This window comes from Sphingomonas sp. GW821-FHT09B04, assembly GCF_059418285.1.
Window position 1 is genome coordinate 598,989 of sequence record NZ_JBWKPO010000002.1, and the last position, 21,906, is coordinate 620,894.

The 21,906-nt window shown below is 66.1% G+C and carries 21 protein-coding genes; 12 read left to right on the forward strand and 9 right to left on the reverse strand.

Going from position 1 to position 21,906, the window contains the following annotated elements; translation table 11 throughout:
• The first annotated feature begins 90 nt into the window (after positions 1-90).
• A complete protein-coding gene (locus AC07NK_RS08975; RefSeq protein ID WP_495170224.1) occupies positions 91-555 on the forward strand; it encodes a hypothetical protein in 465 nt (154 codons plus the stop codon).
• Positions 556-569: 14 nt separating this feature from the next.
• On the opposite strand, the gene AC07NK_RS08980 is transcribed toward AC07NK_RS08975, so the two are convergent.
• Both AC07NK_RS08980 and AC07NK_RS08985 read right to left on the reverse strand, forming a co-directional pair.
• Positions 570-1,136 (reverse strand): DUF3617 domain-containing protein, encoded by a 567-nt coding sequence (locus tag AC07NK_RS08980; protein WP_495170225.1) that lies wholly within the window; start codon positions 1,134-1,136, stop codon positions 570-572.
• A 369-nt stretch (positions 1,137-1,505) separates the two neighbouring features.
• Entirely contained in the window at positions 1,506-1,895 is a 390-nt protein-coding gene (locus tag AC07NK_RS08985; protein WP_495170226.1) for a hypothetical protein, read from the reverse strand.
• A gap of 436 nt (positions 1,896-2,331) precedes the next feature.
• Here AC07NK_RS08985 and AC07NK_RS08990 point away from each other — a divergent pair, with 436 nt between their 5' ends.
• From AC07NK_RS08990 to AC07NK_RS09005, 4 genes are all read left to right on the forward strand, one after another.
• Positions 2,332-2,670 (forward strand): hypothetical protein, encoded by a 339-nt coding sequence (locus AC07NK_RS08990; RefSeq protein ID WP_495170227.1) that lies wholly within the window; start codon positions 2,332-2,334, stop codon positions 2,668-2,670.
• Positions 2,671-3,018: 348 nt separating this feature from the next.
• A complete protein-coding gene (gene uvrB, locus AC07NK_RS08995) occupies positions 3,019-5,211 on the forward strand; it encodes an excinuclease ABC subunit UvrB (RefSeq protein ID WP_495170228.1) in 2,193 nt (730 codons plus the stop codon).
• 50 nt (positions 5,212-5,261) lie between these two features.
• Positions 5,262-5,786 carry a hypothetical protein gene (locus AC07NK_RS09000; protein ID WP_495170229.1) on the forward strand — a complete coding sequence of 175 codons (525 nt, stop codon included), beginning with the start codon at positions 5,262-5,264 and terminating at the stop codon, positions 5,784-5,786.
• A gap of 418 nt (positions 5,787-6,204) precedes the next feature.
• Complete coding sequence (locus tag AC07NK_RS09005) at positions 6,205-6,786, forward strand: NADPH-dependent FMN reductase (RefSeq protein WP_495170230.1); 582 nt, start codon at positions 6,205-6,207, stop codon at positions 6,784-6,786.
• Here the strand turns inward: AC07NK_RS09005 and AC07NK_RS09010 are convergent.
• The 3 genes from AC07NK_RS09010 to AC07NK_RS09020 form a co-directional block, all read right to left on the reverse strand.
• Complete coding sequence (locus AC07NK_RS09010) at positions 6,783-6,950, reverse strand: hypothetical protein (protein ID WP_495170231.1); 168 nt, start codon at positions 6,948-6,950, stop codon at positions 6,783-6,785. The two genes, AC07NK_RS09005 and AC07NK_RS09010, sit on opposite strands and share 4 nt — an antisense overlap.
• The gene (gene mutS / locus AC07NK_RS09015) at positions 6,950-9,523 is read right to left on the reverse strand and encodes a DNA mismatch repair protein MutS (protein ID WP_495170358.1); all 2,574 of its coding nucleotides are present in this window, start codon (positions 9,521-9,523) and stop codon (positions 6,950-6,952) included. The genes AC07NK_RS09010 and mutS overlap by 1 nt, the downstream gene beginning before the upstream one ends.
• An 89-nt stretch (positions 9,524-9,612) precedes the next feature.
• The gene (locus tag AC07NK_RS09020) at positions 9,613-10,296 is read right to left on the reverse strand and encodes a hypothetical protein (protein ID WP_495170232.1); all 684 of its coding nucleotides are present in this window, start codon (positions 10,294-10,296) and stop codon (positions 9,613-9,615) included.
• A 177-nt stretch (positions 10,297-10,473) separates the two neighbouring features.
• On the opposite strand from AC07NK_RS09020, the gene AC07NK_RS09025 reads away from it, so the two are divergent.
• Positions 10,474-12,732, forward strand: a complete 2,259-nt coding sequence (locus tag AC07NK_RS09025) for an NADP-dependent malic enzyme (protein ID WP_495170233.1) — start codon at positions 10,474-10,476, stop codon at positions 12,730-12,732.
• Positions 12,733-12,739: 7 nt separating this feature from the next.
• On the opposite strand, the gene AC07NK_RS09030 is transcribed toward AC07NK_RS09025, so the two are convergent.
• Complete coding sequence (locus AC07NK_RS09030; RefSeq protein ID WP_495170234.1) at positions 12,740-13,585, reverse strand: class I SAM-dependent methyltransferase; 846 nt, start codon at positions 13,583-13,585, stop codon at positions 12,740-12,742.
• 76 nt (positions 13,586-13,661) lie between these two features.
• Between AC07NK_RS09030 and AC07NK_RS09035 the strand changes: the two genes are divergently transcribed.
• The 4 genes from AC07NK_RS09035 (at position 13,662) to AC07NK_RS09050 (ending at position 16,367) form a co-directional block, all read left to right on the forward strand.
• The gene (locus AC07NK_RS09035; protein WP_495170235.1) at positions 13,662-14,087 is read left to right on the forward strand and encodes a helix-turn-helix domain-containing protein; all 426 of its coding nucleotides are present in this window, start codon (positions 13,662-13,664) and stop codon (positions 14,085-14,087) included.
• 63 nt (positions 14,088-14,150) lie between these two features.
• Positions 14,151-14,525 carry a BlaI/MecI/CopY family transcriptional regulator gene (locus AC07NK_RS09040; protein WP_495170236.1) on the forward strand — a complete coding sequence of 125 codons (375 nt, stop codon included), beginning with the start codon at positions 14,151-14,153 and terminating at the stop codon, positions 14,523-14,525.
• The gene (locus AC07NK_RS09045) at positions 14,525-15,946 is read left to right on the forward strand and encodes a M56 family metallopeptidase (RefSeq protein WP_495170237.1); all 1,422 of its coding nucleotides are present in this window, start codon (positions 14,525-14,527) and stop codon (positions 15,944-15,946) included. Before AC07NK_RS09040 ends, AC07NK_RS09045 begins: the two co-directional genes overlap by 1 nt.
• A gap of 91 nt (positions 15,947-16,037) precedes the next feature.
• Complete coding sequence (locus tag AC07NK_RS09050; RefSeq protein ID WP_495170238.1) at positions 16,038-16,367, forward strand: UrcA family protein; 330 nt, start codon at positions 16,038-16,040, stop codon at positions 16,365-16,367.
• On the opposite strand, the gene AC07NK_RS09055 is transcribed toward AC07NK_RS09050, so the two are convergent.
• On the reverse strand, positions 16,364-17,152 hold the full coding sequence (locus AC07NK_RS09055) for an SDR family oxidoreductase (RefSeq protein WP_495170239.1): 789 nt from the start codon (positions 17,150-17,152) through the stop codon (positions 16,364-16,366). The two genes, AC07NK_RS09050 and AC07NK_RS09055, sit on opposite strands and share 4 nt — an antisense overlap.
• A 64-nt stretch (positions 17,153-17,216) precedes the next feature.
• Positions 17,217-18,362, reverse strand: a complete 1,146-nt coding sequence (locus tag AC07NK_RS09060) for an acyl-CoA dehydrogenase family protein (protein WP_495170240.1) — start codon at positions 18,360-18,362, stop codon at positions 17,217-17,219.
• Between the two features lie 167 nt (positions 18,363-18,529).
• Between AC07NK_RS09060 and AC07NK_RS09065 the strand changes: the two genes are divergently transcribed.
• Entirely contained in the window at positions 18,530-19,963 is a 1,434-nt protein-coding gene (locus tag AC07NK_RS09065) for an MFS transporter (RefSeq protein ID WP_495170241.1), read from the forward strand.
• Between the two features lie 75 nt (positions 19,964-20,038).
• Here the strand turns inward: AC07NK_RS09065 and AC07NK_RS09070 are convergent, their stop codons facing one another.
• Positions 20,039-20,197, reverse strand: a complete 159-nt coding sequence (locus tag AC07NK_RS09070; RefSeq protein ID WP_164513740.1) for a hypothetical protein — start codon at positions 20,195-20,197, stop codon at positions 20,039-20,041.
• Positions 20,198-20,388: 191 nt separating this feature from the next.
• Here AC07NK_RS09070 and AC07NK_RS09075 point away from each other — a divergent pair, with 191 nt between their 5' ends.
• Complete coding sequence (locus AC07NK_RS09075; protein ID WP_495170242.1) at positions 20,389-21,777, forward strand: helix-turn-helix domain-containing protein; 1,389 nt, start codon at positions 20,389-20,391, stop codon at positions 21,775-21,777.
• Positions 21,778-21,906: the final 129 nt, after the last annotated feature.

Here is a 21,906-nt window from a genome sequence, read left to right on the forward strand (position 1 = left end):
GTCCCGCACATGACCTGAACCGCCGCAACGACGCCGCTTGAGCGGCGGCCTGCCGCGATGATATGCAGCGCGCCGCCGGGGAGGGGATCCGTGGACGAGTATCAATTGCGCGCGCCGTTGCGCCGCTACGAAACGACGCTGGACCGGGCGGGCTTCGCGCTTGCCGCGGGCGGAGCGCTTGGCGGTTTGCTGGTGGTGGCGCTGGTGCTGGCCGGGGGGCAGTATGATGCGGCGTCGCTGCTCACCGCCTGGGCGCTGGGTGCATTGTTCGTCACGCTGGGTATCGCCGCGGTCGCCGCGCCCTTGTGGCTCGGGCTGCACGTGCTGGGCTATCGCAAGCCGTGGCATGCCGCCGCGCTCGGCGCGATCCTCGCGCTGATCGTCTTCGTCGCCGGCCAGACCCATGGCTTCAGCCTGATCGACGCGTCACCGGGCGACGGGCGCGCCACGCTGTTCCGCTGGCTCAGCGCGATCGCGACCAGCGCGTTGATCGCACTGGCCGCGGCCGGAATCGCGCTGGCGATGTGGCGGGTGGCCTACCGGCCTGCCGAATAGGCCACCCGCTCAGATCAGCCCTTGGTCTGCGGCGCGGTGCACTCGCCCACGCGCTTGCCGGTGATCTGGGTCTTCATCGTCATCTTGCCGCCGGGCATGCCCGGAGCGCCCGACATCGCGGTTTCGCTGTTCAGCTCGTACGACGTGCTGCCGATCGTGCCGGTGGTGGTCGCCTTGAGCTCGCCCGCGCCCTGCGGCTTGCAGCTCATCACCGCGTTGAGCTTGCCGCCCGACAGCTCATAGCTGTCATATTTGCAGTCGCCGCCGGCCTTGCCGCCGAACATCTCGCTCGGGGGCTTCTCGACCATTTCCGGCGTGACACAGGTCTCGACGACATTCTCGGAGGCCTTGGCCATCTGCTGGCCCATCATGTCGGCCTGCGCCTTGGGCAGGCCGGGCATGTCGACCGAAACGAATTTGATCTGGGTCTGCCACTGGCCGGGCTGCATCTTCACGGCATCCTGCGTGGCCTTGGCGACTTCTTCGATCGAAGCATTTTCGCCCTTCACGGTGGGACCGCCGCCGCCACAGGCAGCGAGGGCAAACATCGGCATCAGAATTAGCGGGGTCAAACGGGACATAATTGGCTCCTGCATCGTTACGCTCGGGACATGGCCCATTGCGCATAACGCATGCAGAACAAAGTTTGTCAATAATGTGGCGAAGGTTGCCGTAATTTTGCCTTATTCTGGTTCGGCGTGCTCTCAGCGAACGAGCTTCTGCATTGCGCGGGCGACCGATGACGCAGGGTATCTGCTCTTTCTGTCCTTGAATTCGGTGGGAAACCTCGCGGGGCTTGCGCTCTCGGCGCTTCGGTTTCTTGTCGGTCCGCAGGACGCGAAGGATCGCTTGCTGCCTGTCCGGTTCTAACGCCCCTAAGCCAGCGCATGAATGGCCGCTACTGGGTGGTTAGCTGCCATACCGCTCTCAGCGAGTCACATTCAGCGAAGTCAGTCTCGCTCGCTCGGAATGAATCGGTCTGCAACAATGCTGGCAAACATAGCTACCAGTCCGGAAAAGGCCGCGCCTATCCACCTTGGCGCGGTGTCCGGCAGTAGAGAAAAGATAGCCACTAGTGGAGCAATCATCAGCAAGCTCATCAACACGGCTCGCTTCATGCTCCGGTGCCGTCGCCATTTTCCGACGGTCAGCAGCCAACCAAAGGCTGCCAACATGGCCCAACATATTACCGTTATTACCAGCAGTTCCGCGCTGCCCGCCACAGCTATCGGGTTCAGGACCTTGCCGCCACTTAGCAACACCAACAAAAGCACTGCGGCGAGGCCAGCGGCAAACAGGGACTGGCAAACTACCTGTAATGCGGTCGAGGTGTATCGCATCACTTGAGACTAGCGCCGTGCCGCACGGCCGCAATGGGGTTGTTTGCTGACCATCCGTTCTTGGACCTTCGCTCCAACGCGGGAACTACTGGAAATGGGTGGAAAGCAGTCGGGGCGTCTTTGTATGTGTCATCGTGTTGTGCGAGGGTGATCGGCATGGTGCGAGCAATCATCGAAGCATTGGGTGCCTACATCAGCCCTGCGCCCATGAGCGACGACACCAAAGGCTTTCGAGCTCGCCAAATCGCCTTCGTTTTGGTCACCGCGACCTTCATCGCCGGAGCATACCTCATGCTACGTCAGTAAACGTCCATAATGGGGTCGCTAGCAGCCGGGCCGCTTTCGGATCGGCCTATACCGGCGGGAATGTCCGAAATTGGGTGGAAAGCTGACAGTAAGCAGCTATCGCCCGTCACGCTTGGTGACGGAGGGATAGATGAAGTTTTGGCAACTGGTCTCGATAGCCAGAGAACAACCTGAACTCGTGTTGGAACTGGCCTCAGGGCATCCGGAATGGCTGAATTACGCCGCCGATGCTTCGAATATTTCGGTGCTAGTAGCTAATCAAGATCGCCATACGCTCGATCAGATAGTTGACCCCATGTTCGCGGAGGCCGTCCTGTCTGGCGTTAGGCAAAGGTACTATTTCGGCAACGGCTGGCTACGGTCCAGCCGTTTGGGCTCTGAGGAAGAGATTTCGGCCTTGGAAGCAGCGAGGCGTTTCGGCGGTGACGCAGTCGAGGATGCGCGAGAGTATGGATCAGTCGCCGTCTAAATGTCCGCAACGGGGTCGGCAGTCGACCGTCCGCTTCGTGGTTGTCCACAATGTTCTTTATTTGTTCTAGCAGATGCGCTAGCCTCGTGCAAGTGAGGCGCGCATGCAGAATCCAGTAAGCCATCCCTCTCGGCCCGCGTTGACAACACGGTCGTCTGTCAGTCGCCCTGGTGGCGCGTTCCGTCGAAAACATGTCGCGTGGCTGGCGCGCGCCTGTCGCGTCGGTGTCGCGTGTCGCTGCCCTCTCTCTGGGGGCGCCGTGAAAAACCGCTCTTTTCTGTCAACAGTGTCAACCGACTGTCAGCCGAACCCGATTGCACCCCCATCTGAAGGCCCCATATTCGCGCCATGACGATTCAGATCCGCACCAGCCTTGCCGAGCCTGAGACCGGCCCCGGCTTCGTTCCGCACCGTCCGCAGCGGCCCGCGAAGAGCGAAGGCGGGCGGGCGTTCAAGCTGGTCAGCGAATACACCCCCTCGGGTGATCAGCCGACCGCGATCGCGGAGCTGACCGAGGCGGCGCTGGCGGGCGAGCGCGATCAGGTGCTGCTTGGTGTCACCGGGTCGGGCAAGACCTTCACCATGGCCAAGGTGATCGAGGCGTTGCAGCGCCCCGCGCTGATCCTCGCGCCTAACAAGATCCTCGCCGCGCAGCTCTATGGCGAGTTCAAGAGCTTTTTCCCCGAGAACGCGGTCGAATATTTCGTCAGCTATTACGACTATTACCAGCCCGAGGCGTATGTGCCGCGGTCGGACACGTACATCGAGAAGGAAAGCTCGGTGAACGAGGCGATCGACCGGATGCGCCACTCGGCGACCCGATCGTTGCTCGAACGCGACGACGTCATCATCGTCGCCTCGGTCTCGTGCATCTACGGCATCGGATCGGTCGAGACCTATTCGGCGATGATCTTCGACCTCAAGAAGGGGCAGGTCGCCGACCAGCGGGAAATCATCCGCAAGCTCGTCGCGCTGCAATATAAGCGCAACGACGCGGCGTTCGCCCGCGGCAATTTCCGCGTGCGCGGCGACAGCCTCGAGATTTTCCCGTCGCACTATGACGACACCGCCTGGCGGATCAGTTTCTTCGGCGACGATATCGAGGAGATTACCGAGTTCGATCCGCTGACCGGGGCCAAGGTCGCGAACCTCGACTATATCCGCGTCTACGCCAACTCGCACCACGTCACGCCCGGGCCGACGCTCAAACAGGCGATGGAGGCGATCAAGCATGAGCTGGCCGAGCGGCTCAAGGAGATGCAGGCCGAGGGCAAGCTGATCGAGCATCAGCGGCTGGAGCAGCGCACCAATTTCGACCTCGAGATGATCGCCGCGACGGGCAGCTGCGCGGGGATCGAGAATTACAGCCGCTTCCTCACCGGCCGCATGCCCGGCGAGCCGCCGCCTACCCTGTTCGAATATCTGCCCGAGAATGCGTTGCTGTTCGTCGACGAGAGCCACCAGACGGTGCCGCAGATCGGCGCGATGGCGCGCGGCGACCATCGTCGGAAGATCACGCTCGCCGAATATGGCTTCCGCCTGCCCAGCTGCATCGACAACCGCCCGCTGCGCTTCAACGAATGGGATGCGATGCGCCCGCAGACCGTGAGCGTCTCGGCGACGCCGGGCGGGTGGGAGATGGACCAGACCGGCGGTGTGTTCAGCGAGCAGGTGATCCGCCCCACCGGCCTGATCGATCCGCCGGTCGAGATCAAGCCGGTCGAGGAGCAGGTCCAGGACCTGATCGTCGAGTGCCGCAAGACCGCCGAGATGGGCTATCGCACCCTCGTCACCACGCTGACCAAGCGCATGGCGGAGGACCTGACGGAGTATATGCACGAGGCGGGGATCAAGGTCCGCTACATGCACAGCGACGTCGAGACGCTCGAGCGGATCGAGTTGATCCGCGATCTTAGGTTAGGCGTGTACGACGTGCTGATCGGAATCAACTTGCTGCGCGAAGGCCTTGATATTCCTGAGTGTGGGCTGGTTGCGATCCTCGACGCCGACAAGGAAGGGTTCCTGCGGTCGGAGACCTCGCTGATCCAGACGATCGGCCGCGCCGCGCGCAACGTCGAGGGCCGCGTGATCCTCTATGCCGACCGCATCACCGGCAGCATGGAGCGCGCACTCAACGAGACCAGCCGCCGCCGCGAGAAGCAGGAGGCGTATAACCTCGAGCACGGCATCACCCCGACGACGATCAAGCGCAACATCGGCGACATCATCGCGCATGTCGCGAGCAAGGATCAGGTCACGGTCGAGATCGACGATGGCCCGGCGCACATGGTCGGCCACAATTTGCGCGCGTACATCGAGTCGCTCGAAAAGAAGATGCGCGATGCCGCTGCCAACCTCGAGTTCGAGGAAGCCGGCCGCCTGCGCGACGAGATTCGCGGGCTCGAGGCCGAGGAGCTCGGGCTTCCCCACGACCAGCACCGCGCGCCCGTGATGGGCCGCAGCAACGAGGGCAAGCCGGGGACGCGCAAGGGCCGGTTCGGCAAGCAAAGTCGGACGAAGTGGGGCGGGGGGAAGCGGTAAGCCGTCCGATGCGGTTGAGCCGGGGTGCACCTTCGCCCATAAGGCTCGGTATGCGTGTTATTTTTGCTTTCGCGTCGCTCGCCGTCCTTGCCGGCTGCGTGGCGCCATCCGCCCCGCCGCCCGCTCCGGCGCGGCCCGTACCGGTTCCCGCGCCAGCCCCGGCGCCGGCCCCGCTACCGCCGCCGCCGGCGGCGAGCAGCAACTGGCACGACTGGCCGCTGACCCCCGGCGGGTGGAGCTATCGTCAGGATTCGCGCGGCTCGGTCGCGCTGTTCGGGCAGGCAGGCGATCCGGTGTTCACGCTGCGTTGCGACCGTTCGGCGCGTCAGTTGCACCTGACCCGGCGCGGTGCGGGCGCGGGGACGATGACCGTGCGGACGAGCTCGACCGCCCGCAACCTCACCGCCGGGGCTGCGACCGATGGTGCATCGGTCTCGCTGCCCGCGAACGATCCGCTGGTCGATGCAATGGGTTACAGCCGCGGACGATTCATCGTGGAGAACACATCGCTGCCGTCGCTGGTGGTGCCAGCCTGGTCCGAAGTGCTGCGGGTTGCGGAAGATTGCCGGAGCTGAAGGGTGGTTCGCCTGCATCGCGCCAGAACCTTAAGAATCGCCGATTTCGCGGCGCAATACAAGACTTGTTCTGCGAATCAGGATGATTCATGTTGGCTGCGTGCCCAGGCCGGGTACGGCGTTTTAACAAGCGAAAGGAGGTGATCCGATGTCTCATGGTTCAGCAATGGGGTCGGTTCAGTTCGTTCGGGAGACGCGTCGCTAAGTTCCGATGCATCCGGTGGATCACCTCCACCGGAATGGCGCACGGGGGGTATTTTCCCCTAAACAACGGCGCCAGCAGCGGACAAGCGGCCCGCATGGTCTCCCGGGCTGGAGCTTCCGGCCGCTGACCATGTCGGAGGTCACCGGGTGCCAGAGATGGCCCCGGTGGCCTCTTTCATTTTCAGGGCGCGAGGTTCGCGCGGAAGGGCCTGTCATGGCACATAAGATTCTCGTCTTTTACGGTTCCTATCGCGAGGCGCGGATGGGGATCCGGCTCGCGCGCTGGATGACCGCGCGGATGACCGAGCGCGGGTGCGAGGTCGAACTGATCGACGCCCGGGCGGTCGGGCTGCCGATGCTCGACAGGCGGTACATGGACTATGCGCCCGGTGAGGCGCCGGCGGCGATGGAAGCGCTGGCAGAGAAGCTGCGTGCCGCCGACGGATTCCTGTTCGTCGCGGGCGAGTATAATTGGGGAATGCAGCCGGGTCTTAAGAACCTGACCGATCATTTCCTGGCCGAATGGGCGCGGCGCCCGGCGGCGATCGTGAGCTATTCGGGCGGGCGGCTGGCCGGCGCGCGGAGCAATTCGATGTGGCATCCGACGTTGACCGAGATGGGCATGGCAGTCGTGCCTGCGACGATCACGGTCGCTCAAGTCGGCCAGACGCTTGACGCGGACGACGTGCCACAAGGCGAGGGCGGAGCGGCGCTGGAACGCGGCTTCGGGCGGTTCGCGGACGAGTTCCTGTGGTGGATCGAGGCAGCCAAGGCGCAGCGTGCGCTGAACGGCTAGAAGATCAGTGTGACCAGATAGACGAACAGCGCGAACAGCAGGAAGGGCGCGGACAGGATCAGCGCGAACACGGCCATCACCGTCCAGGCGCGGCGCAGCCCGAATGCATCCCGCACGCAGTCGAAAATGACCTGCATCAGTCCGAGAAAGCCGGACTCGCGCATCACGCCTCCACCAGTCCTTTGAGCCGGTAAAGCGCGTCGAGCGCGTCACGCGGGCTGAGGCTGTCGATATCGAGGCCCGCGAGCTCGGCTCGCAGGGCATCGACGGCTTCCTCTTCATGCTCGGCAGCGGCTGCGAACAGCGGCAGATCGTCGAGGCCTGCGGCGATCCCGCCAGTTTTCTCACGACCGGCTTCCAGCTTGGCCAGCACCGCCTTGGCGCGCGCGATGGTGATGGGCGGCAGGCCGGCTAGCCGCGCGACCGCGAGGCCATAGCTGCGATCCGCGGGGCCTTCGCTGACCTCGTGGAGGAGGACGAGGTCGCCCTTCCACTCGCGCGCGCGGACGTGGTGAAGCGACAGCGCGTCGCACCGCTCCGCCAGCCGCGTCAGCTCGTGATAATGGGTCGCGAACAGGCAGCGGCAGCGATTGTCCTCATGGATCGCCTCCACGACCGCCCATGCGATGGCAAGCCCGTCATAGGTCGAGGTGCCGCGCCCGACTTCATCGAGGATGACGAAGCTGCGCGATGTGGCCTGCGCGAGGATCGCTGCGGTCTCGACCATCTCGACCATGAAGGTCGATCGGCCGCGCGCGAGATTGTCCGACGCGCCGACCCGGCTGAACAAGCGATCGACCAGCCCGAGTCTGGCGCGCGCCGCGGGGACCCAGGCGCCGGCCTGTGCGAGCACCGCGATCAGCGCGTTCTGGCGCAGGAAGGTCGACTTGCCGCCCATGTTGGGGCCGGTGACGAGCCAGAGCCGGTCGGTTTCGGAGAGGACGCAATCGTTGGCGACGAAACGCTCGCCGCTGCGGGCCAGCGCCGCTTCGACGACGGGGTGACGCCCGCCCTCGACCTCGAAACAGGCATGGTCGACCAGTGCGGGACGGGACCAGCCGCCCTCGGCCGCGCGTTCGGCAAGCCCGCCGGCAACGTCGAGGCGGGCAAGCGCGTCGGCGGTCGCGGCCACGCTCTCGCGCCGGTCGAGCGCGGCGGCAGTCAGGTCTTCGAGATGCGCCACTTCGGCAGCGAGCGCGTGCGCGCCGGCCTGGGTTACCTTGATCGCGATCTCGTGCAGTTCGGGCGCGTTGAAGCGCACCACGCCCGCCAGCGTCTGGCGGTGCGTGAAGCCACTGTCGGGGCGCATCAGATCGTCGGCATGCTTGGCCGCGACCTCGATATGATAGCCGAGTACACCGTTGTGCTTGATCTTGAGCGCAGCGATGCCGGTGCGCTGCTTATAGTCGGCTTCGAGCGCGGCGATGGCGCGGCGGCCGCCGGCTCCGGCATCGCGCAGATCGTCGAGCGCAGCATCGTAGCCCTCGGCGATATAGCCGCCATTGGCGGCGTCGATCGGCGGGGCAGGGACCAATGCGCGCTGGAGCAGGTCGATCAGCGCGCCATGACCGCGCAGGTCGGGCGCCAGAGATGCGAGCAATGCGGGTGGATCGGCAAGTTTCCCGAGCGTTTCGCCCAGCCGCCATGCACCGTCGAGACCGTCGCGGAGCTGGCCGAGATCGCGGGGCGAACCGCGGCCCGCGGCGAGGCGACCGATCGCACGGCCGATATCGGGGAGGGCGCGGAGCGAGGCGCGCAGATCGTCGCGCAGTCCCGGTTCGTCATGGAAGCGCTGGACGAGGTCGAGCCGCGCTTCGATCGCGTCGCGATCCATCAGCGGTGCGGCGATGTCGGCGGCGAGCAGGCGCGCGCCCGCGCCGGTGACGGTGCGGTCGACCGAATCGAGCAGGCTGCCCTTGCGGACTCCGGCCTGGCTCTGGGTGAGTTCGAGGCTCTCGCGCGTCGCGGCGTCGATCGCCATGCTGGCATCGGAGCGGGTGACGCGCGGCGGGCGGAGGAAGGGGAGCGAGCCCTTGGCGGTATGTTCGAGATAGGCGACGAGACCCCCGGCGGCGGACAGCGCCGCACGACCGAACTGGCCGAAGCCGTCGAGCGTTGCGACGTCGAACAGCCGCCTGAGCCGGGTTTCGCCACCCGCGCTGTCGAATTCGCTACGCGGGCGATAGCTGGTCGCCTCGAATGCGTCACTGCCATCCGCCGCTATGACTTCGGACGCATTGAGGCGGGCGAGAGCGGCGCCGACAGCGTCGGGCGCGCATTCGAGAATCTCGAACCGGCCGGTCGAGATATCGGCGGCGGCGATCGCGGTCTCGCCGCCCGCCTCACCGATCGCGGCGCACCAGTTGGCGGTACGGCTGTCGAGCAGCGATTCCTCGGTCAGCGTGCCCGCGGTGACGACGCGGATGATCGCGCGCGCGACCAGCGCCTTGGAGCCGGCGCGCTTCTTCGCCTCCTCTGGCGTTTCGATCTGGTCGGCGATGGCGACGCGCTGCCCGGCCTTGATCAGGCGCGCGAGATAGCCGTCCATGGCGTGGGCGGGGACGCCGCACATCGGGATCTTCTCACCGCCATGCTCGCCGCGTGCCGTCAGTGCGATGTCGAGGATGCCGCTGGCGAGCTTCGCGTCGTCGAAGAACAGCTCGTAGAAATCGCCCATGCGATAGAAGAGCATGCAATCGGCCGCTTCGGCCTTGAGCGCGAGATATTGCGCCATCATCGGGGTGGGAGCGGCGTGGGCCATCAGGGGACTCGATAGGGGTTCAGGGACGGACGGCAAGCCCGGAATCGGCGACAATTGTGGATGGGTCAGCGCTCGCGGAACTGGACCCAGTCGGTGGGGCATTGCGCGACGGGCCGGGGTTTCGCCTGAGCGCCTTCGATCGTCCAGCATTCGTCGAAGATCGAGCAATAGCAGGACCGGACCTGAAGCTTCCACCGTTCCGTCTCGAAGCGGTCCCACAGCGCCTTGCTCGACGGGGTTTCGGCGATCTGCATGAACTTGACGGTCTCCCCGGGGCGGGCGACGATTCCGGACGAGGGTGAGGTGGAGAGATTGAGCCCGCCATTGGGTTGAAAGCCGCAGCATTTGGTGAGCAGGTCGCGGGGATCCCGCACCGGCTGGCCCTGATAGCGGATCTCGATCGGTCCGAGCAGGGCAGGGCCGACGCCGTTGTTGGTGAGGTTCAGCGAGATCATGCGCTCGCCCTTCTCGCTGATGCCACTGTTGCTGGTCCCGTAGGAGAGGAAGGGCCAGGCATCGGCCTGCTGCATCTTCTTGGTCGCCTCGGCCTGGACGAAGGTGAAATAGGCGACCCCGACCGAGATCAGCATTGCCGGGGCGCCGATCAGGACGTGACTGGCCATCAGCCAGGGCAGGAATTTGAGCAACTTGCCCAGGCGCCCGCCGATATTGTCTCCGCGCGCGGAGAGGGTCGCGACCTCCGCTTCGAGCCTGGCGATGCGGTCCTGTTCGGGTGTCGGTGCGGTCATACGCGCTGGATAGCGAAGCTGCAGGGCACCGACAAATGGAATGGATGTGCGGATTTCCGCACAGATCGGGGCGGTTTCCGACCGGACGCAGGAAATGTCATCGGTGCGTCTCTTGCAAAGCGCCAGATTGCGGTGGCGCTGGCCCGTGCCTAAAGGGGTCGTGACCGGGAGAGAAGAATGTCCGAAGAAGCCAACATCCAGTTTTCCGAGCGCGAGGCGCTGCTGTTTCACTCGGAGGGCCGGCCGGGCAAGATCGAGATCATCGCATCCAAGCCGCTGACCACCCAGCGCGACCTGGCGCTGGCCTATTCGCCGGGTGTTGCCGTGCCGGTGCAGGCGATCGCCGACGATCCCGCGACGGCGTATGATTATACCGCCAAGGGCAATCTGGTCGCGGTGATTTCCAACGGTACCGCGATCCTCGGCATGGGTAACCTTGGCGCGCTGGCATCGAAGCCGGTGATGGAAGGCAAGGCGGTCCTGTTCAAGCGCTTCGCCGATGTCGATTCGATCGACATCGAGCTGAAGACCGAGGACGTGAACCGCTTCATCGATGCGGTTGAGCTGATGGAGCCGAGCTTCGGCGGCATCAACCTCGAGGACATCAAGGCCCCCGAATGCTTCATCATCGAGCAGACGCTGCGCGAGCGGATGAACATCCCGGTCTTCCATGACGACCAGCACGGCACCGCGATCATCACCGCGGCGGGACTCATCAACGCTTGCCTGCTCACCGGCCGCCGGCTGAGCGACATCAAGGTGGTCGTGAACGGCGCGGGCGCCGCCGCCATCGCCTGTACCGAGCTGATCAAGGCATTGGGCGTGCGGCAGGACAATGTCCTGATGTGCGACCGCAAGGGCGTGATCACGCCCGATCGTGAAGGCATCAACCAGTGGCAGTCGGCGCACGCCGTCGCCACCGACCGCACCACGCTGACCGAGGCGCTGGTGGGTGCCGACGTGTTCCTGGGGCTGTCGGCCGCGGGTGCGCTCAAGCCCGAGATGGTCAAGGATATGGCGCCCGCGCCGATCATCTTCGCGATGGCCAATCCCGAGCCGGAGATCCGGCCCGAACTGGCCAAGGGGGTGCGTCCCGACGCGATCGTCGCGACCGGCCGTTCGGACTATCCCAACCAGGTCAACAATGTGCTCGGCTTTCCGTTCATCTTCCGTGGCGCGCTCGACGTGCGCGCGACGGGGATCAACGACGAGATGAAGATCGCCGCGGCTCAGGCGATCGCCGAGCTGGCGCGCGAGCAGGTGCCCGAGGAAGTGGCGCTGGCCTATGGCCGTGCGCACAGCTTCGGTCCCGATTACATCATCCCGGCGCCGTTCGATCCGCGACTGATGGAGAATGTGTCGGCGGCGGTCGCCAAGGCGGCGATGGATTCGGGGGTCGCGACCAAGCCGATCCTCGACATGGAAGCCTATCGCCAGACGCTGCGCGGACGACTCAACCCGACCACCGCGGTGCTCAGCCTCGCTTATGAGGGGGCGCGCGCGCATCCCAAGCGGGTGATCTTCGCTGAGGGTGAGGAAGAGGTGGTGCTGCGTGCGGCGATCGCCTTCCGCGAGGGCGGGTACGGCACACCGGTGCTGGTCGGGCGCGACGATGTGCACGACCGGTTGCGGGCACTCGGCATCAGCGAGCCCGAGAGCTTCGAGGTGCATAACAGCCGCAATTCGCCGCTGGTGCCGGCGATGGTCGACTTCCTCTACAAGCGGCTCCAGCGCCGCGGTTACCTCCGCCGCGATTGTGAGCGGATGGTCAATCAGGACCGAAACATCTTCGGCTCGCTGCTGCTGCAGCTGGGCGAGGGCGATGCGATGATCACCGGCATCACGCGCCCCTATTCGCAGAACATGCGCGAGATCCGCCGTGTGATCGATGTGGGCGAGGGGCGCACGGCGTTCGGCGTGCATCTGCTGGTCGGGCAGAGCCATACGGTGTTCATCGCCGACACCACGGTCAACGAGCGTCCCAACGCGCAGGAACTGGCCGATATTGCCGAGCAGACCGCGCAGGTCGCGCGGCGCATGGGGCATGAACCGCGCGTCGCGTTCCTGAGCTATTCGAACTTTGGTAACCCCAAGGGCGCGTTCCTCGAGAATATCCGCGAGGCTGTGAAGGTGCTCGACGGGCGGCAGGTAGGCTTCGAATATGAGGGCGAGATGACGCCCGACGTCGCGCTCAACCCGCGCCAGCTCGCCAACTATCCCTTCGCGCGTTTGTCCGGGCCGGCGAACATCCTGATCATGCCGGGACTCCAGTCGGCGCATATCTCGGCGAAGCTGCTGCGCGAGCTGGGCGGGGATTCGGTGATCGGACCGATGCTGGTGGGCATGGAAAAGCCCGTTCAGGTCGCGCCGATGACGAGCACCGCGAGCGAGCTGGTGACGCTGGCGGTGCTCGCGGCGGGCGGGGTTACGCGCTAGGCGCGGGTCAGGCCCGCGCTTCGATCATCCAGCAGGCGGCGTTGAAGCGGACGGTGCCGCCTTCGACGAACGGGTCGAAGGCGGCGCGGACGATGCCGAAGACATGGTCTCGCGTCGCCGCGTCAGCTTGTTGCAGCGAGACGCCGATCCGGCCGAGGTTGGAGAAGTACGGCGCCAGCGCCGTTTCGGGCATCGTGCATTCGGCATCGATCGGGGTGATCGCGATGTCGCCCCAGCCGCTGTCGCGCAGGATGCCGCGGATATGCTCCGGATCGGCGAAGGCGAACTGACCTGGCGCACCCGGTTGCATCGGCGGGAGCGGGGGCAGCAGCGGCGCGGCGGCGCGCTCGGCGCAGGTCATGAAGGGATTGTCGGCGGGCGAACGCCACGCGATGGCGGCGAGCGGCGCACCGGGCGTCATCGCCGCGCGGATGCGCGCGAAGGCCGCGACGGGATCGTCGAAGAACATCACCCCGAAGCGCGATGTCGCCATGTCGAATGGACCGGCGCCGTCGAGGTGCGAGGCATCGCCACTGCGGAAGCTGGCGTGGACGCCTTCGGGTTCGGCAGCTGCACGGTCGCGCGCGCGGTCGATCATCATCTGCGACAGGTCGGCGCCGGTGCAGCTCCCGTCCGGCGCCAGCGCGCGGGCGATGGCGAGTGTGGTGGCGCCGGTGCCGCAGCCGATGTCGAGCACCGTACGGGGACGATGCCACCGCACCGCATCGGCCAGCACTATCTCGAAGGGCTCGAACAGCCGGTCCAGCGTCGCCTGCATCGCAAGCCATGCCTGCCCTGCCGGGCCGTTCCAGAGCTGCGTCTGGTTCATCTCTTCGATCTTCACGTCACCCATGGTGGCTCCTTTCGCTTGATTCGGGAGTGCAGAGGCTGCACCGTGCCACTTCAAGTCGACTTGAGGTCAAGCCATGATGTCGCTGGATATCTCGGAGGTCGCGAAACGCTCCGGTCTGCCGGCCTCGACGCTCCGTTACTATGAGGAGCGCGGGCTGATTGAATCGATCGGCCGCCGCGGACTCAGGCGGACCTTCGAGCCGAACGTGATTGAACGGCTCGCGCTGATCGCTCTGGGGCGGCAGGCGGGGTTCTCGCTCGATGAGATCGCGGCGATGTTCGACCCGCGCGGGATGGCTGTGATCGACCGCGATATGCTGGTCGCAAAGGCCGAGGAGATCGACGTGCTCGTGCGGCGGCTGAGCGCGATGCGCGATGGGCTGCGTCATGCCGCGGCGTGTCCTGCGCCGAGCCATATGGAATGCCCGACCTTTCGCCGGATTGTGAAGGTGGCGGCCTCGGGTGGACTAGCGCGGCGGGGGCCTCCGCCGAGTCTGCGATAAGAAGCGTCGTAATACGCTTGCTGCTACATTTGTAGCATGCTACAAATGTAGCAGGAGGTTCGCATGATCGAGTCGCTGCCGCGCCGCGAGCGTGAGGTTTTCGAGGTTCTGTGCCGGCTGGGCGAGGGGACTGCGGCATCGGTCCGCGCCGCGCTGGCTGATCCGCCGAGCGATTCGGCGGTGCGGACCTTGCTTGGACGCCTCGTCGCGAAGCAGCTGGTGACGCACCGGACGGTGAACCAGGCCTATGTCTATGCGCCGGCCGAGCAGACCGAAGTGGTCGCCGAGACCGCGCTCGAGCGGCTGGTGCAGACCTTCTTTCACGGTTCGGCAGCGCGCGCTGCCACGGCGTTGCTGGACATGGAGCAGAAGCTCGATCCGCAGGAGATTGAGATGCTCCAGCGCGCGATCGACAAAGCGCGGCGGGAGGCGGAGTGATGCTGGATCTGTTGATCGATCTCGGCTGGAAATCGGCGCTGGTCGCCGGCGTCGCGCTGTCCGTTAGCCATGGCGTGCGGGGACTGGCGGCGAGCGAGCGGGTGATGGTGCTGCGCGCCGGGATCGCCGCATTGCTGATGTTGCCGCTGTTCGCAGTGGCGATGCCCGCGCTGGAGTTGGCGGTCCTGCCTGCACAGCAGGCGGCTTCCGCGGTGTATCCACTCGCACCGGGTGGACCTGTGTCGGCGCCGGAGCCGGATGGACCGGCTGGTTTGATGCTCTGGCTTTACGGCGCCGGGGCGGCGCTGGCGCTGCTGCACCTGATCGCCGGGGTGCTCACCTTGCGCCGCTGGACTCGCGCCGCGGTTCCTCCGCTCGAAACACGCTGGGTCGACGCGCTGGCGCGTGCCGCCGCGTCGTTGCGGCGGCCGGTTCGGTTGCTGGTCTCGCCGCAGGTTCCGGGTCCGTTGAGCTGGGGCATCGCGCCCGCATGGCTGCTGATCGGGCCGGATGTCGAGAAACGCCCCGAACAGGCTGAGGCGGTGATCGCGCATGAGCTGGCGCATGTCCGCCGGTTCGACTGGCCGGTGCTGATCGCCGCGCGGATCGTAGTTGCCCTCTACTGGTTCAATCCGCTGGTGTGGCTCCTCGTCCGCACACTCGCGCATCAGACCGAGCTCGCCGCCGATGACGATGCCATCCAGCACATGACTCAGGCCGACTATGCCCAGACGCTGCTGACGGTCGCCAGCCCGGCGGTGCCCGCGGCGGCATGCGGCATGACCGTCTCCAGATCGATGCTGGCCAGCCGGATCCGCCGTGTCCTCGAGACGCGGGCGCATCGGCCGGCGAGCCGGTGGCTGGGCGGCGTGCTGCTGCTCGCAGCTCCCGGCACCGTTGCGCCCCTCGCCGCGATGCAGTTTGTTCGCGCCGCAGCGCCGCCGGTGGCCGAGGTCGGTCTTGCCGTGCCGCTGCAGCCCGATCTCCCGATGCCCGGCGCGAAGATTGCGGCGCGCGAAGCCGCTGCGTTGCCGGTCCCGAGCCGGGCGGTGCCCCCTCACGACAGGTCGGTCGAGGTACGGCCATCGCGCGCGCGCACTTCCGTTGTCACCGGCGCGCAAGGTGTACGAAACCAGACACCGACGCGCGAGCGCATTGCTCTCGAAACGCCGCAGCCGCATGAGGCGTCAGCCCGATACAGCCGGAGCGGACCCGAGATGGTCGAGAAACGGGCCACTGCATTGCGGCTGAGCGATTCGGCCAACGCGATGCGCGCTGAGGCGGATCGCGTCGAAGCCGATATCAGGAAGCGCGACGTGTCGCGTGAGGAACGGAGCGGGACGCTGGCAGGCGTGCGGGCCATGCGCGCCGAGGCGGAACGGCGCGATCAGGAAGCGAGGCAGCTGATCTTCGGGCGCTAGGCCCGAAGCAGCCCAACACCGCCATTCGGGAAAGAAGCGCGCGATTTCGCGCCACGGAACCGGCTTGCCCGGCGATCAAGGGAGACTGTCGATGCGAATGATCCTGTTGCTGCCGCTGTTGCTGCCGGGCGCGTGCGCGGCGAGCGCGGTCCCGCTCGAGCCGGTAGCGCGCATTGTCTATCGCGACCTCGCGCTGGCCAGTCCGGCAGGGCGGGCCGAGCTTCGCCAGCGGGTGACGGCGGCGGCGACGGCCTATTGCCGGGAACGCGAGGACGAGGTGACGCCGCAACTGATGCGCCGCGATCGCCAATATTGCCTCACAGCGCTGCGGGACAGCATCGCCCGGGACATGCCGGTGGCGGTGCGCCGTGCCTATGCCCGCGCACGGCGTGAGGCCGGGGTGCGCGGGCGGCTGCTCTAGCCGTCGATGCTGATGCCCAGCGAGGCGTTGACCAGTCCGCCATCGACTACCAGCGTATCGCCGACGACATAGTCCGAGGCGCGGCTGGCAAGGAAGATCGCGGCGCCGGCCATGTCCTCGGGTGTACCGACGCGGCGCATCGGGATCGCCTTGGCGACGGCGTCGCCATGGTCGCGGGCGGCCTTGTTCATCTCGCTGGCGAAGGCGCCGGGGGCGAGGCTGTTGACGATGATGCCGTCGCGGATCAGCCGCGCCGCCATGCGCTTGGTGAGATAGATCAGCGCCGCCTTCGACGCGTGATAGCTGTAGGTTTCCCACGGGTTGAGCCGCAGCCCGTCGATCGAGGTGATGTTGATGACCTTCGACGGGGCAACGTGGCTGGCATTGGTCTTGAGCAGACCGTGCAGCGCCTGAGTCAGGAAGAAGGGCGACTTGACGTTGAGGTCCATAACCTTGTCCCAGCCGCTCTCCGGAAACTCCTCGAACGCCACGCCCCATGCGGCGCCGGCATTGTTGACGAGGATGTCGAGGTGATCTTCGCGGCTGGCGAGTTCGGCGGCGAGTGCCTTGCAGCCTTCGACCGTCGAGACGTCCATCGGGATAGGGATGCAGTCGGGGCCGAGTTCGGCGGCGGTCTCCTCGCACGCCGGGGCCTTGCGCGAGGAGATATAGACCCTGGCGCCCTGCGCGATGAAGGCTTCGGCGATCATCTTGCCGATGCCGCGGCTGCCGCCGGTGACGAGCGCGGTGCGGCCTTTGAGGCTGAAGAAGTTGCTGGTGTCCATTGGCGATTATCCCTTGTGGCGGCCCCTCTCCCAACCCTCTCCCCAGAGGGGAGAGGGCTTTGGGCTAGCCTCCTCGTTTGAGTGTTTCTCTGGCGATGATGAGCTGCTGGATCTGGCTGGTGCCTTCGTAGATGCGGAACAGGCGGACGTCGCGATAGAGCCGCTCGATGCCATAATCCTCGATATAGCCGGCGCCGCCGAAGATCTGGACCGCGCGGTCGGCGACGCGGCCGACCATCTCGGTCGCGAACAGCTTCGCCGCGGCGCTTTCCATCACCACGTCCTTGCCCGCGTCCTTTGCCGTGGCGGTCTCGAGCACGAGCGCGCGGGCGGCGAGGCATTCGGTTTTGCTGTCGGCGAGCATCGCCTGAATCAGCTGATGCTCGGCGATCGGCTTGCCGAACTGCTTGCGTTCGCTCGCATAGGCGACGCAGTCGGCGATCAGCCGTTCGGCGACGCCGACGCTGACCGCGCTGATGTGGAGTCGGCCGCGATCGAGCACGCGCATCGCGATCTTGAAGCCTTCGCCTTCCTCTCCAAGCCGGTTGGCGGCGGGGACGGGGACATCGTCGAAGATTACGTCGGCGACCTTGGCGCCCTTCTGCCCCATCTTCTTCTCGGGTTCGCCGATCGAGACGCCGGGCAGGTCGCGGGGCACGAGGAAGGCGGAGACGCCGCGCGCGCCGGGTTCGTCGCCGGTGCGTGCCATGACGGTGAACAGCTGTGCCTTGTCGGCATTGGTGATGAAACGCTTGGTGCCCGAAAGCCGGTAGACATCGCCGTCCTGGACCGCTCGCGCCTTTACCGCGCCGCTGTCGCTCCCGACATCGGGTTCGGTGAGCGCGAAGCTGGTGATGATCTCGCCGCTGGCGATCCGCGGCAGCCAGTGTGCCTTCTGCTCGGGCGTGCCGGCCATGACGAGGCCCTGCGATCCGATCCCGACATTGGTGCCGAAGGTCGATCGGAAGGCGGGCGTGGTGCGCCCCATCTCGATTGCGACGCGGCATTCCTCAAGCATCGTCAGGCCGAGGCCGCCAAACTCCTCGGCGATCGACAGGCCGAACAAGCCGAGCGCTTTCATCTCATCGACGATGTGGTCCGGGATTGCGTCGGCGGCTTCCACCTCGCCCTCGAGTGGGCGCAACCGTTCGGCGACGAAACGGCGGACCGTATCGATCAGGGCGTCGAACGTCTCGGGGTCGAGCGCCATGCCATCCTCTCCTGAAATTTGCTCCAGCTATACCCGATGGGCGCAGGTCCGCAACATACCAGTATTTTGAAAATAGACGGATTGACGCATTGCAGGGCGGCCATATGCTGACCCGAAACTGCAAAATGCGGCGTGCACGATGTGGTCTGCAGCTTCGGGAGAGAGTGATGGACGGCACGAGTGAGGCCGCGGCGACCCCGCAGGTGCGACGGATCAGCAACCGGTCGATGCTGGCCTATGGCTTTGGCGCGGTCGCCTATGGGGTCAAGGACGCCGGCTTCCAGACCTTCCTGCTGCTGTTCTACAATCAGGTGATCGGGCTGCCCGCAGTGCAGGTCGGCGCGGCGATCATGGCCGCACTGATCCTTGACGCGATGATCGATCCGGCGATCGGCGCCGCGTCCGACCGCACGCGCAGCCGCTGGGGGCGGCGGCATCCCTGGATGTATGCATCGGCAATCCCGATTGCGCTCGGCTGGCTGCTGCTGTGGAACCCGCCCGAGCTGCCGCACGCCGCGATGCTCGGCTGGGTGTTCGCGACCGCGGTGGTCGTGCGGACCGCGGTGTCGGCCTATGAGGTGCCGTCGGTCGCGCTGACGCCGGAGCTGACCGCAGACTATGACGAGCGGACGCGGATCATGGCCTATCGCTATCTGTTCGGCTGGGCCGGGGGTCTCGCGATGCTGGTCGCGGCCTACACCTTGTTCCTCGTGCCGGGCGAGGGGCAGCCAAACGGGCTGCTCAACCGCGAGGGCTATGGCCTGTTCGCCGCGGTGGGCGCGGCGGCGATGGCGGGGGCGATCCTGATCTCCGCACTCGGCACGCACCACGAGATTTCCCGGTTGCCGCGGCCCGAGATCGAGAAGACGACGCTCAAGGAGACGTTCGGCGAACTGATCGAGACGGTGCGCAACCGCGCCTTCGCGCTGCTGATGGTCGCGGGGCTGTGTGCCTATTCGGCGCAGGGGATCAGCTTTGCGCTGTCTAACTATCTCTACACCTTTGTCTGGCTGTTCCCGACTGCCGCCTTTGCCGCGCTGGGCGCGGTGCTGTTCGCGGGCGTGCTCGCGGCGTTCTTCATCGCGCCGCGGGTCGCGCGGCGATGGGGCAAGCGTCAGGCGGCTGCGCTGTTCATGACGCTGGCGCCGGTGCTGCTGGGGCTGCCCTATTGGCTGCGGCTTGCCGGGGTCTTTCCCGAGCCGGGCGATCCGGCGATGCTGCCCGCGCTGTTCGGCATTTTCATCGTCAATACGACCTGCAGCGTCTCTGCCTTCATGCTCGGTGGATCGATGATGGCCGATGTGGTCGAGCAGTCGCAGGCGCAGACCGGGCGGCGGTCCGAGGGGGTGTTCTTCGCCGGGTCCTTCTTCATCCAGAAATGCACCAGCGGTATCGGCATCGGCCTTGCCGGGCTGATCCTGTGGGTGGCCGGATTCCCGGACGGCGCGAAGCCCGGGCAGGTGCCGATCGAGACGGTCGACCGGCTGACGATCGTCTTCAGCCTTTGCTACCTTGCGCTCGGTTGGGGTGCGGCATGGTTCTACGCGCACTTCCCGTTCGGCAAGGCTGAGCATGAGGCGCGGATCGCCGCCAGAGTCTGATCTGGCCAGAGCCTGATCTGGAATGCCCGCCGGAATGGTCTCCGGCGGGCATTTTCCTTCCCGGGAATGCGCAGCTCAGCCGAGACGGCCGAGCCGGTGATAGAGGTTCGCGAATTGGACCGAGCGGGGATCGTCGGCGATCTTGCGCGTGTAGTCCGCAACCGCTTCCTTGAGCAGGGCGAAGTCGGCGGTCGAGAAGACGGGCCGGGCGCTGGCGGGTTCGGGAGTCTTCATGGGGCTTCTCCTGTAAATTTCTCTGTATCCTGTGTGACTCGTGATTGGCGAAATTGACAGGATCGGTGATATTTTCTCGTGGTCATGGTGTGATTGACACATGACAGGCGATCCGAAACATTGTAAAAAATTGACAAGATGGTTTGCTGGCATCTTGCGGCGAACGTAACAGGAACGGGGTGTGTAGGAAAATGGCGGAGCGCAAGCTGTTCGCGGGACATGCGGTGCGGCGGCTGCGGCGTGCGCAGGGGCTGACCCAGGCGGCGATGGCCGAGATGCTGGGCGTCTCGGCGAGCTACCTCAACCTGGTCGAGCGCAATCAGCGGCCGCTGTCCGCGACCTTGCTGCTCGGGCTCGCGCAGACGTTTGACTTCGATCCGCGCGCGCTGGCGGCGGGCGAGCCGGGCGGGGGCGAGGAGGCGATCCGGCGGCGGCTGGCCGATCCGCTGTTCGCCGATATCGAGATCGACCGTACCGAACTGACCGAATGGCTGGCAGGCGCGCCGGGCGGGGCGGAGGCGTTCGCGCGTGCCTATGACCGGATCGGCGTGGGTGGTGTCGGCGCGGCGATGCCGGGCGAGGGCGAAGACCCCGGCATGGCGGTGCGGCGCGAGGTCGAACGCTGGCGCAACCATTTCGCCGATCTCGACGCGGCAGCCGAGGTGCTGGCCGACGATCTGCGCATCGCATCGAGCGATCCGTTCGGAGCGATGGCCGAGCGGCTGCGCGTCAAGCACCAGCTGTCGATCCGCGTGCTGCCAATCGAGGTGCTGAGCGGCCTCCGGGTGCGGCTCGATTTGCATGCGCGGCAGTTGCAGCTGTCCGAAGCGCTCGACCCGCCGAGCCGGGTATTCGCGGTGGCGAAGCAACTGGCGACTGAAGCGCGCGCAGAGATCGACGCGCTGGTGCGCGGCGCGGGGTTCGCCGACCGGGTCGCCGAGCGACTCTATCGCCGGCATTTGGTGAGCTATTTCGCCGCCGCGGTGATGATGCCTTACGCGCGCTTCCTGCGGGCGTGTGAGGCGACGGGCTATGATCTGGAACTGCTACGGCGGCGCTTCGGGGCGAGTGCGGAGCAGGTGGCGCACCGGCTGACGACGTTGCAGCGAGTGGGTGCGCGCGGTCTGCCCTTCTTCATGCTGCGGCTCGACCGTGCGGGACAGGTGTCGAAGCGCTTCGCCGGCGCCAGCGGATCGCCTTTGGTGGAGTCATCGGCGCCGTGCCCGCTGCTCGACGCCTATGCCGCCTTCCAGCGCGCCGATGAGCGTGTGGTGCAGCTGATTGAGCTGGAAGACGGATCGCGCTGGTTCACCTCGTCACGCTGCGTGTCGCCGCCGGGCGGCTGGGCGGGCGCGGTGAAGGCACGGTTCGTTGTGACGCTGGGGCTGGCGGCGGATGCGGCGCGGGGACTGGCGGCGGCGCGCGGGCTGGATTTCGGGGGCGAGGCGACGCCGGTAGGACTGGGCTGCCGGGCGTGCACGCGCGAATGCCCGCAGCGAAGTGCTGCGCCCGCGGGCCGCGCGATGCTGGTCAATGAGCGCGAGGCCGGGGTGTCGCCGTTCGGTTTTGCGGGAGATTAAGGGGCGGACTCGCGAATGGCCGAAACCAGCGGTGTGTTATCGCATGCCGATACGAAGCATCGCTGCCGACCCGATTGGGAGTAATTTCACGGCGTCGGACATTAATAAGCAGCGGTGCACATGTTCGTC

What these genes read in the sequence shown, in the direction of transcription:
- AC07NK_RS08980 (WP_495170225.1), bottom strand. Translation starts at nt 1,136, where the DNA reads ATGTCCCGTTTGACCCCGCTAATTCTGATGCCGATGTTTGCCCTCGCT.
- AC07NK_RS08985 (WP_495170226.1), bottom strand. Translation starts at nt 1,895, where the DNA reads ATGCGATACACCTCGACCGCATTACAGGTAGTTTGCCAGTCCCTGTTT.
- AC07NK_RS08990 (WP_495170227.1), top strand. Translation starts at nt 2,332, where the DNA reads ATGAAGTTTTGGCAACTGGTCTCGATAGCCAGAGAACAACCTGAACTC.
- uvrB (WP_495170228.1), top strand. Translation starts at nt 3,019, where the DNA reads ATGACGATTCAGATCCGCACCAGCCTTGCCGAGCCTGAGACCGGCCCC.
- AC07NK_RS09000 (WP_495170229.1), top strand. Translation starts at nt 5,262, where the DNA reads ATGCGTGTTATTTTTGCTTTCGCGTCGCTCGCCGTCCTTGCCGGCTGC.
- AC07NK_RS09005 (WP_495170230.1), top strand. Translation starts at nt 6,205, where the DNA reads ATGGCACATAAGATTCTCGTCTTTTACGGTTCCTATCGCGAGGCGCGG.
- AC07NK_RS09010 (WP_495170231.1), bottom strand. Translation starts at nt 6,950, where the DNA reads ATGCGCGAGTCCGGCTTTCTCGGACTGATGCAGGTCATTTTCGACTGC.
- mutS (WP_495170358.1), bottom strand. Translation starts at nt 9,523, where the DNA reads ATGATGGCGCAATATCTCGCGCTCAAGGCCGAAGCGGCCGATTGCATG.
- AC07NK_RS09020 (WP_495170232.1), bottom strand. Translation starts at nt 10,296, where the DNA reads ATGACCGCACCGACACCCGAACAGGACCGCATCGCCAGGCTCGAAGCG.
- AC07NK_RS09025 (WP_495170233.1), top strand. Translation starts at nt 10,474, where the DNA reads ATGTCCGAAGAAGCCAACATCCAGTTTTCCGAGCGCGAGGCGCTGCTG.
- AC07NK_RS09030 (WP_495170234.1), bottom strand. Translation starts at nt 13,585, where the DNA reads ATGGGTGACGTGAAGATCGAAGAGATGAACCAGACGCAGCTCTGGAAC.
- AC07NK_RS09035 (WP_495170235.1), top strand. Translation starts at nt 13,662, where the DNA reads ATGTCGCTGGATATCTCGGAGGTCGCGAAACGCTCCGGTCTGCCGGCC.
- AC07NK_RS09040 (WP_495170236.1), top strand. Translation starts at nt 14,151, where the DNA reads ATGATCGAGTCGCTGCCGCGCCGCGAGCGTGAGGTTTTCGAGGTTCTG.
- AC07NK_RS09045 (WP_495170237.1), top strand. Translation starts at nt 14,525, where the DNA reads ATGCTGGATCTGTTGATCGATCTCGGCTGGAAATCGGCGCTGGTCGCC.
- AC07NK_RS09050 (WP_495170238.1), top strand. Translation starts at nt 16,038, where the DNA reads ATGCGAATGATCCTGTTGCTGCCGCTGTTGCTGCCGGGCGCGTGCGCG.
- AC07NK_RS09055 (WP_495170239.1), bottom strand. Translation starts at nt 17,152, where the DNA reads ATGGACACCAGCAACTTCTTCAGCCTCAAAGGCCGCACCGCGCTCGTC.
- AC07NK_RS09060 (WP_495170240.1), bottom strand. Translation starts at nt 18,362, where the DNA reads ATGGCGCTCGACCCCGAGACGTTCGACGCCCTGATCGATACGGTCCGC.
- AC07NK_RS09065 (WP_495170241.1), top strand. Translation starts at nt 18,530, where the DNA reads ATGGACGGCACGAGTGAGGCCGCGGCGACCCCGCAGGTGCGACGGATC.
- AC07NK_RS09070 (WP_164513740.1), bottom strand. Translation starts at nt 20,197, where the DNA reads ATGAAGACTCCCGAACCCGCCAGCGCCCGGCCCGTCTTCTCGACCGCC.
- AC07NK_RS09075 (WP_495170242.1), top strand. Translation starts at nt 20,389, where the DNA reads ATGGCGGAGCGCAAGCTGTTCGCGGGACATGCGGTGCGGCGGCTGCGG.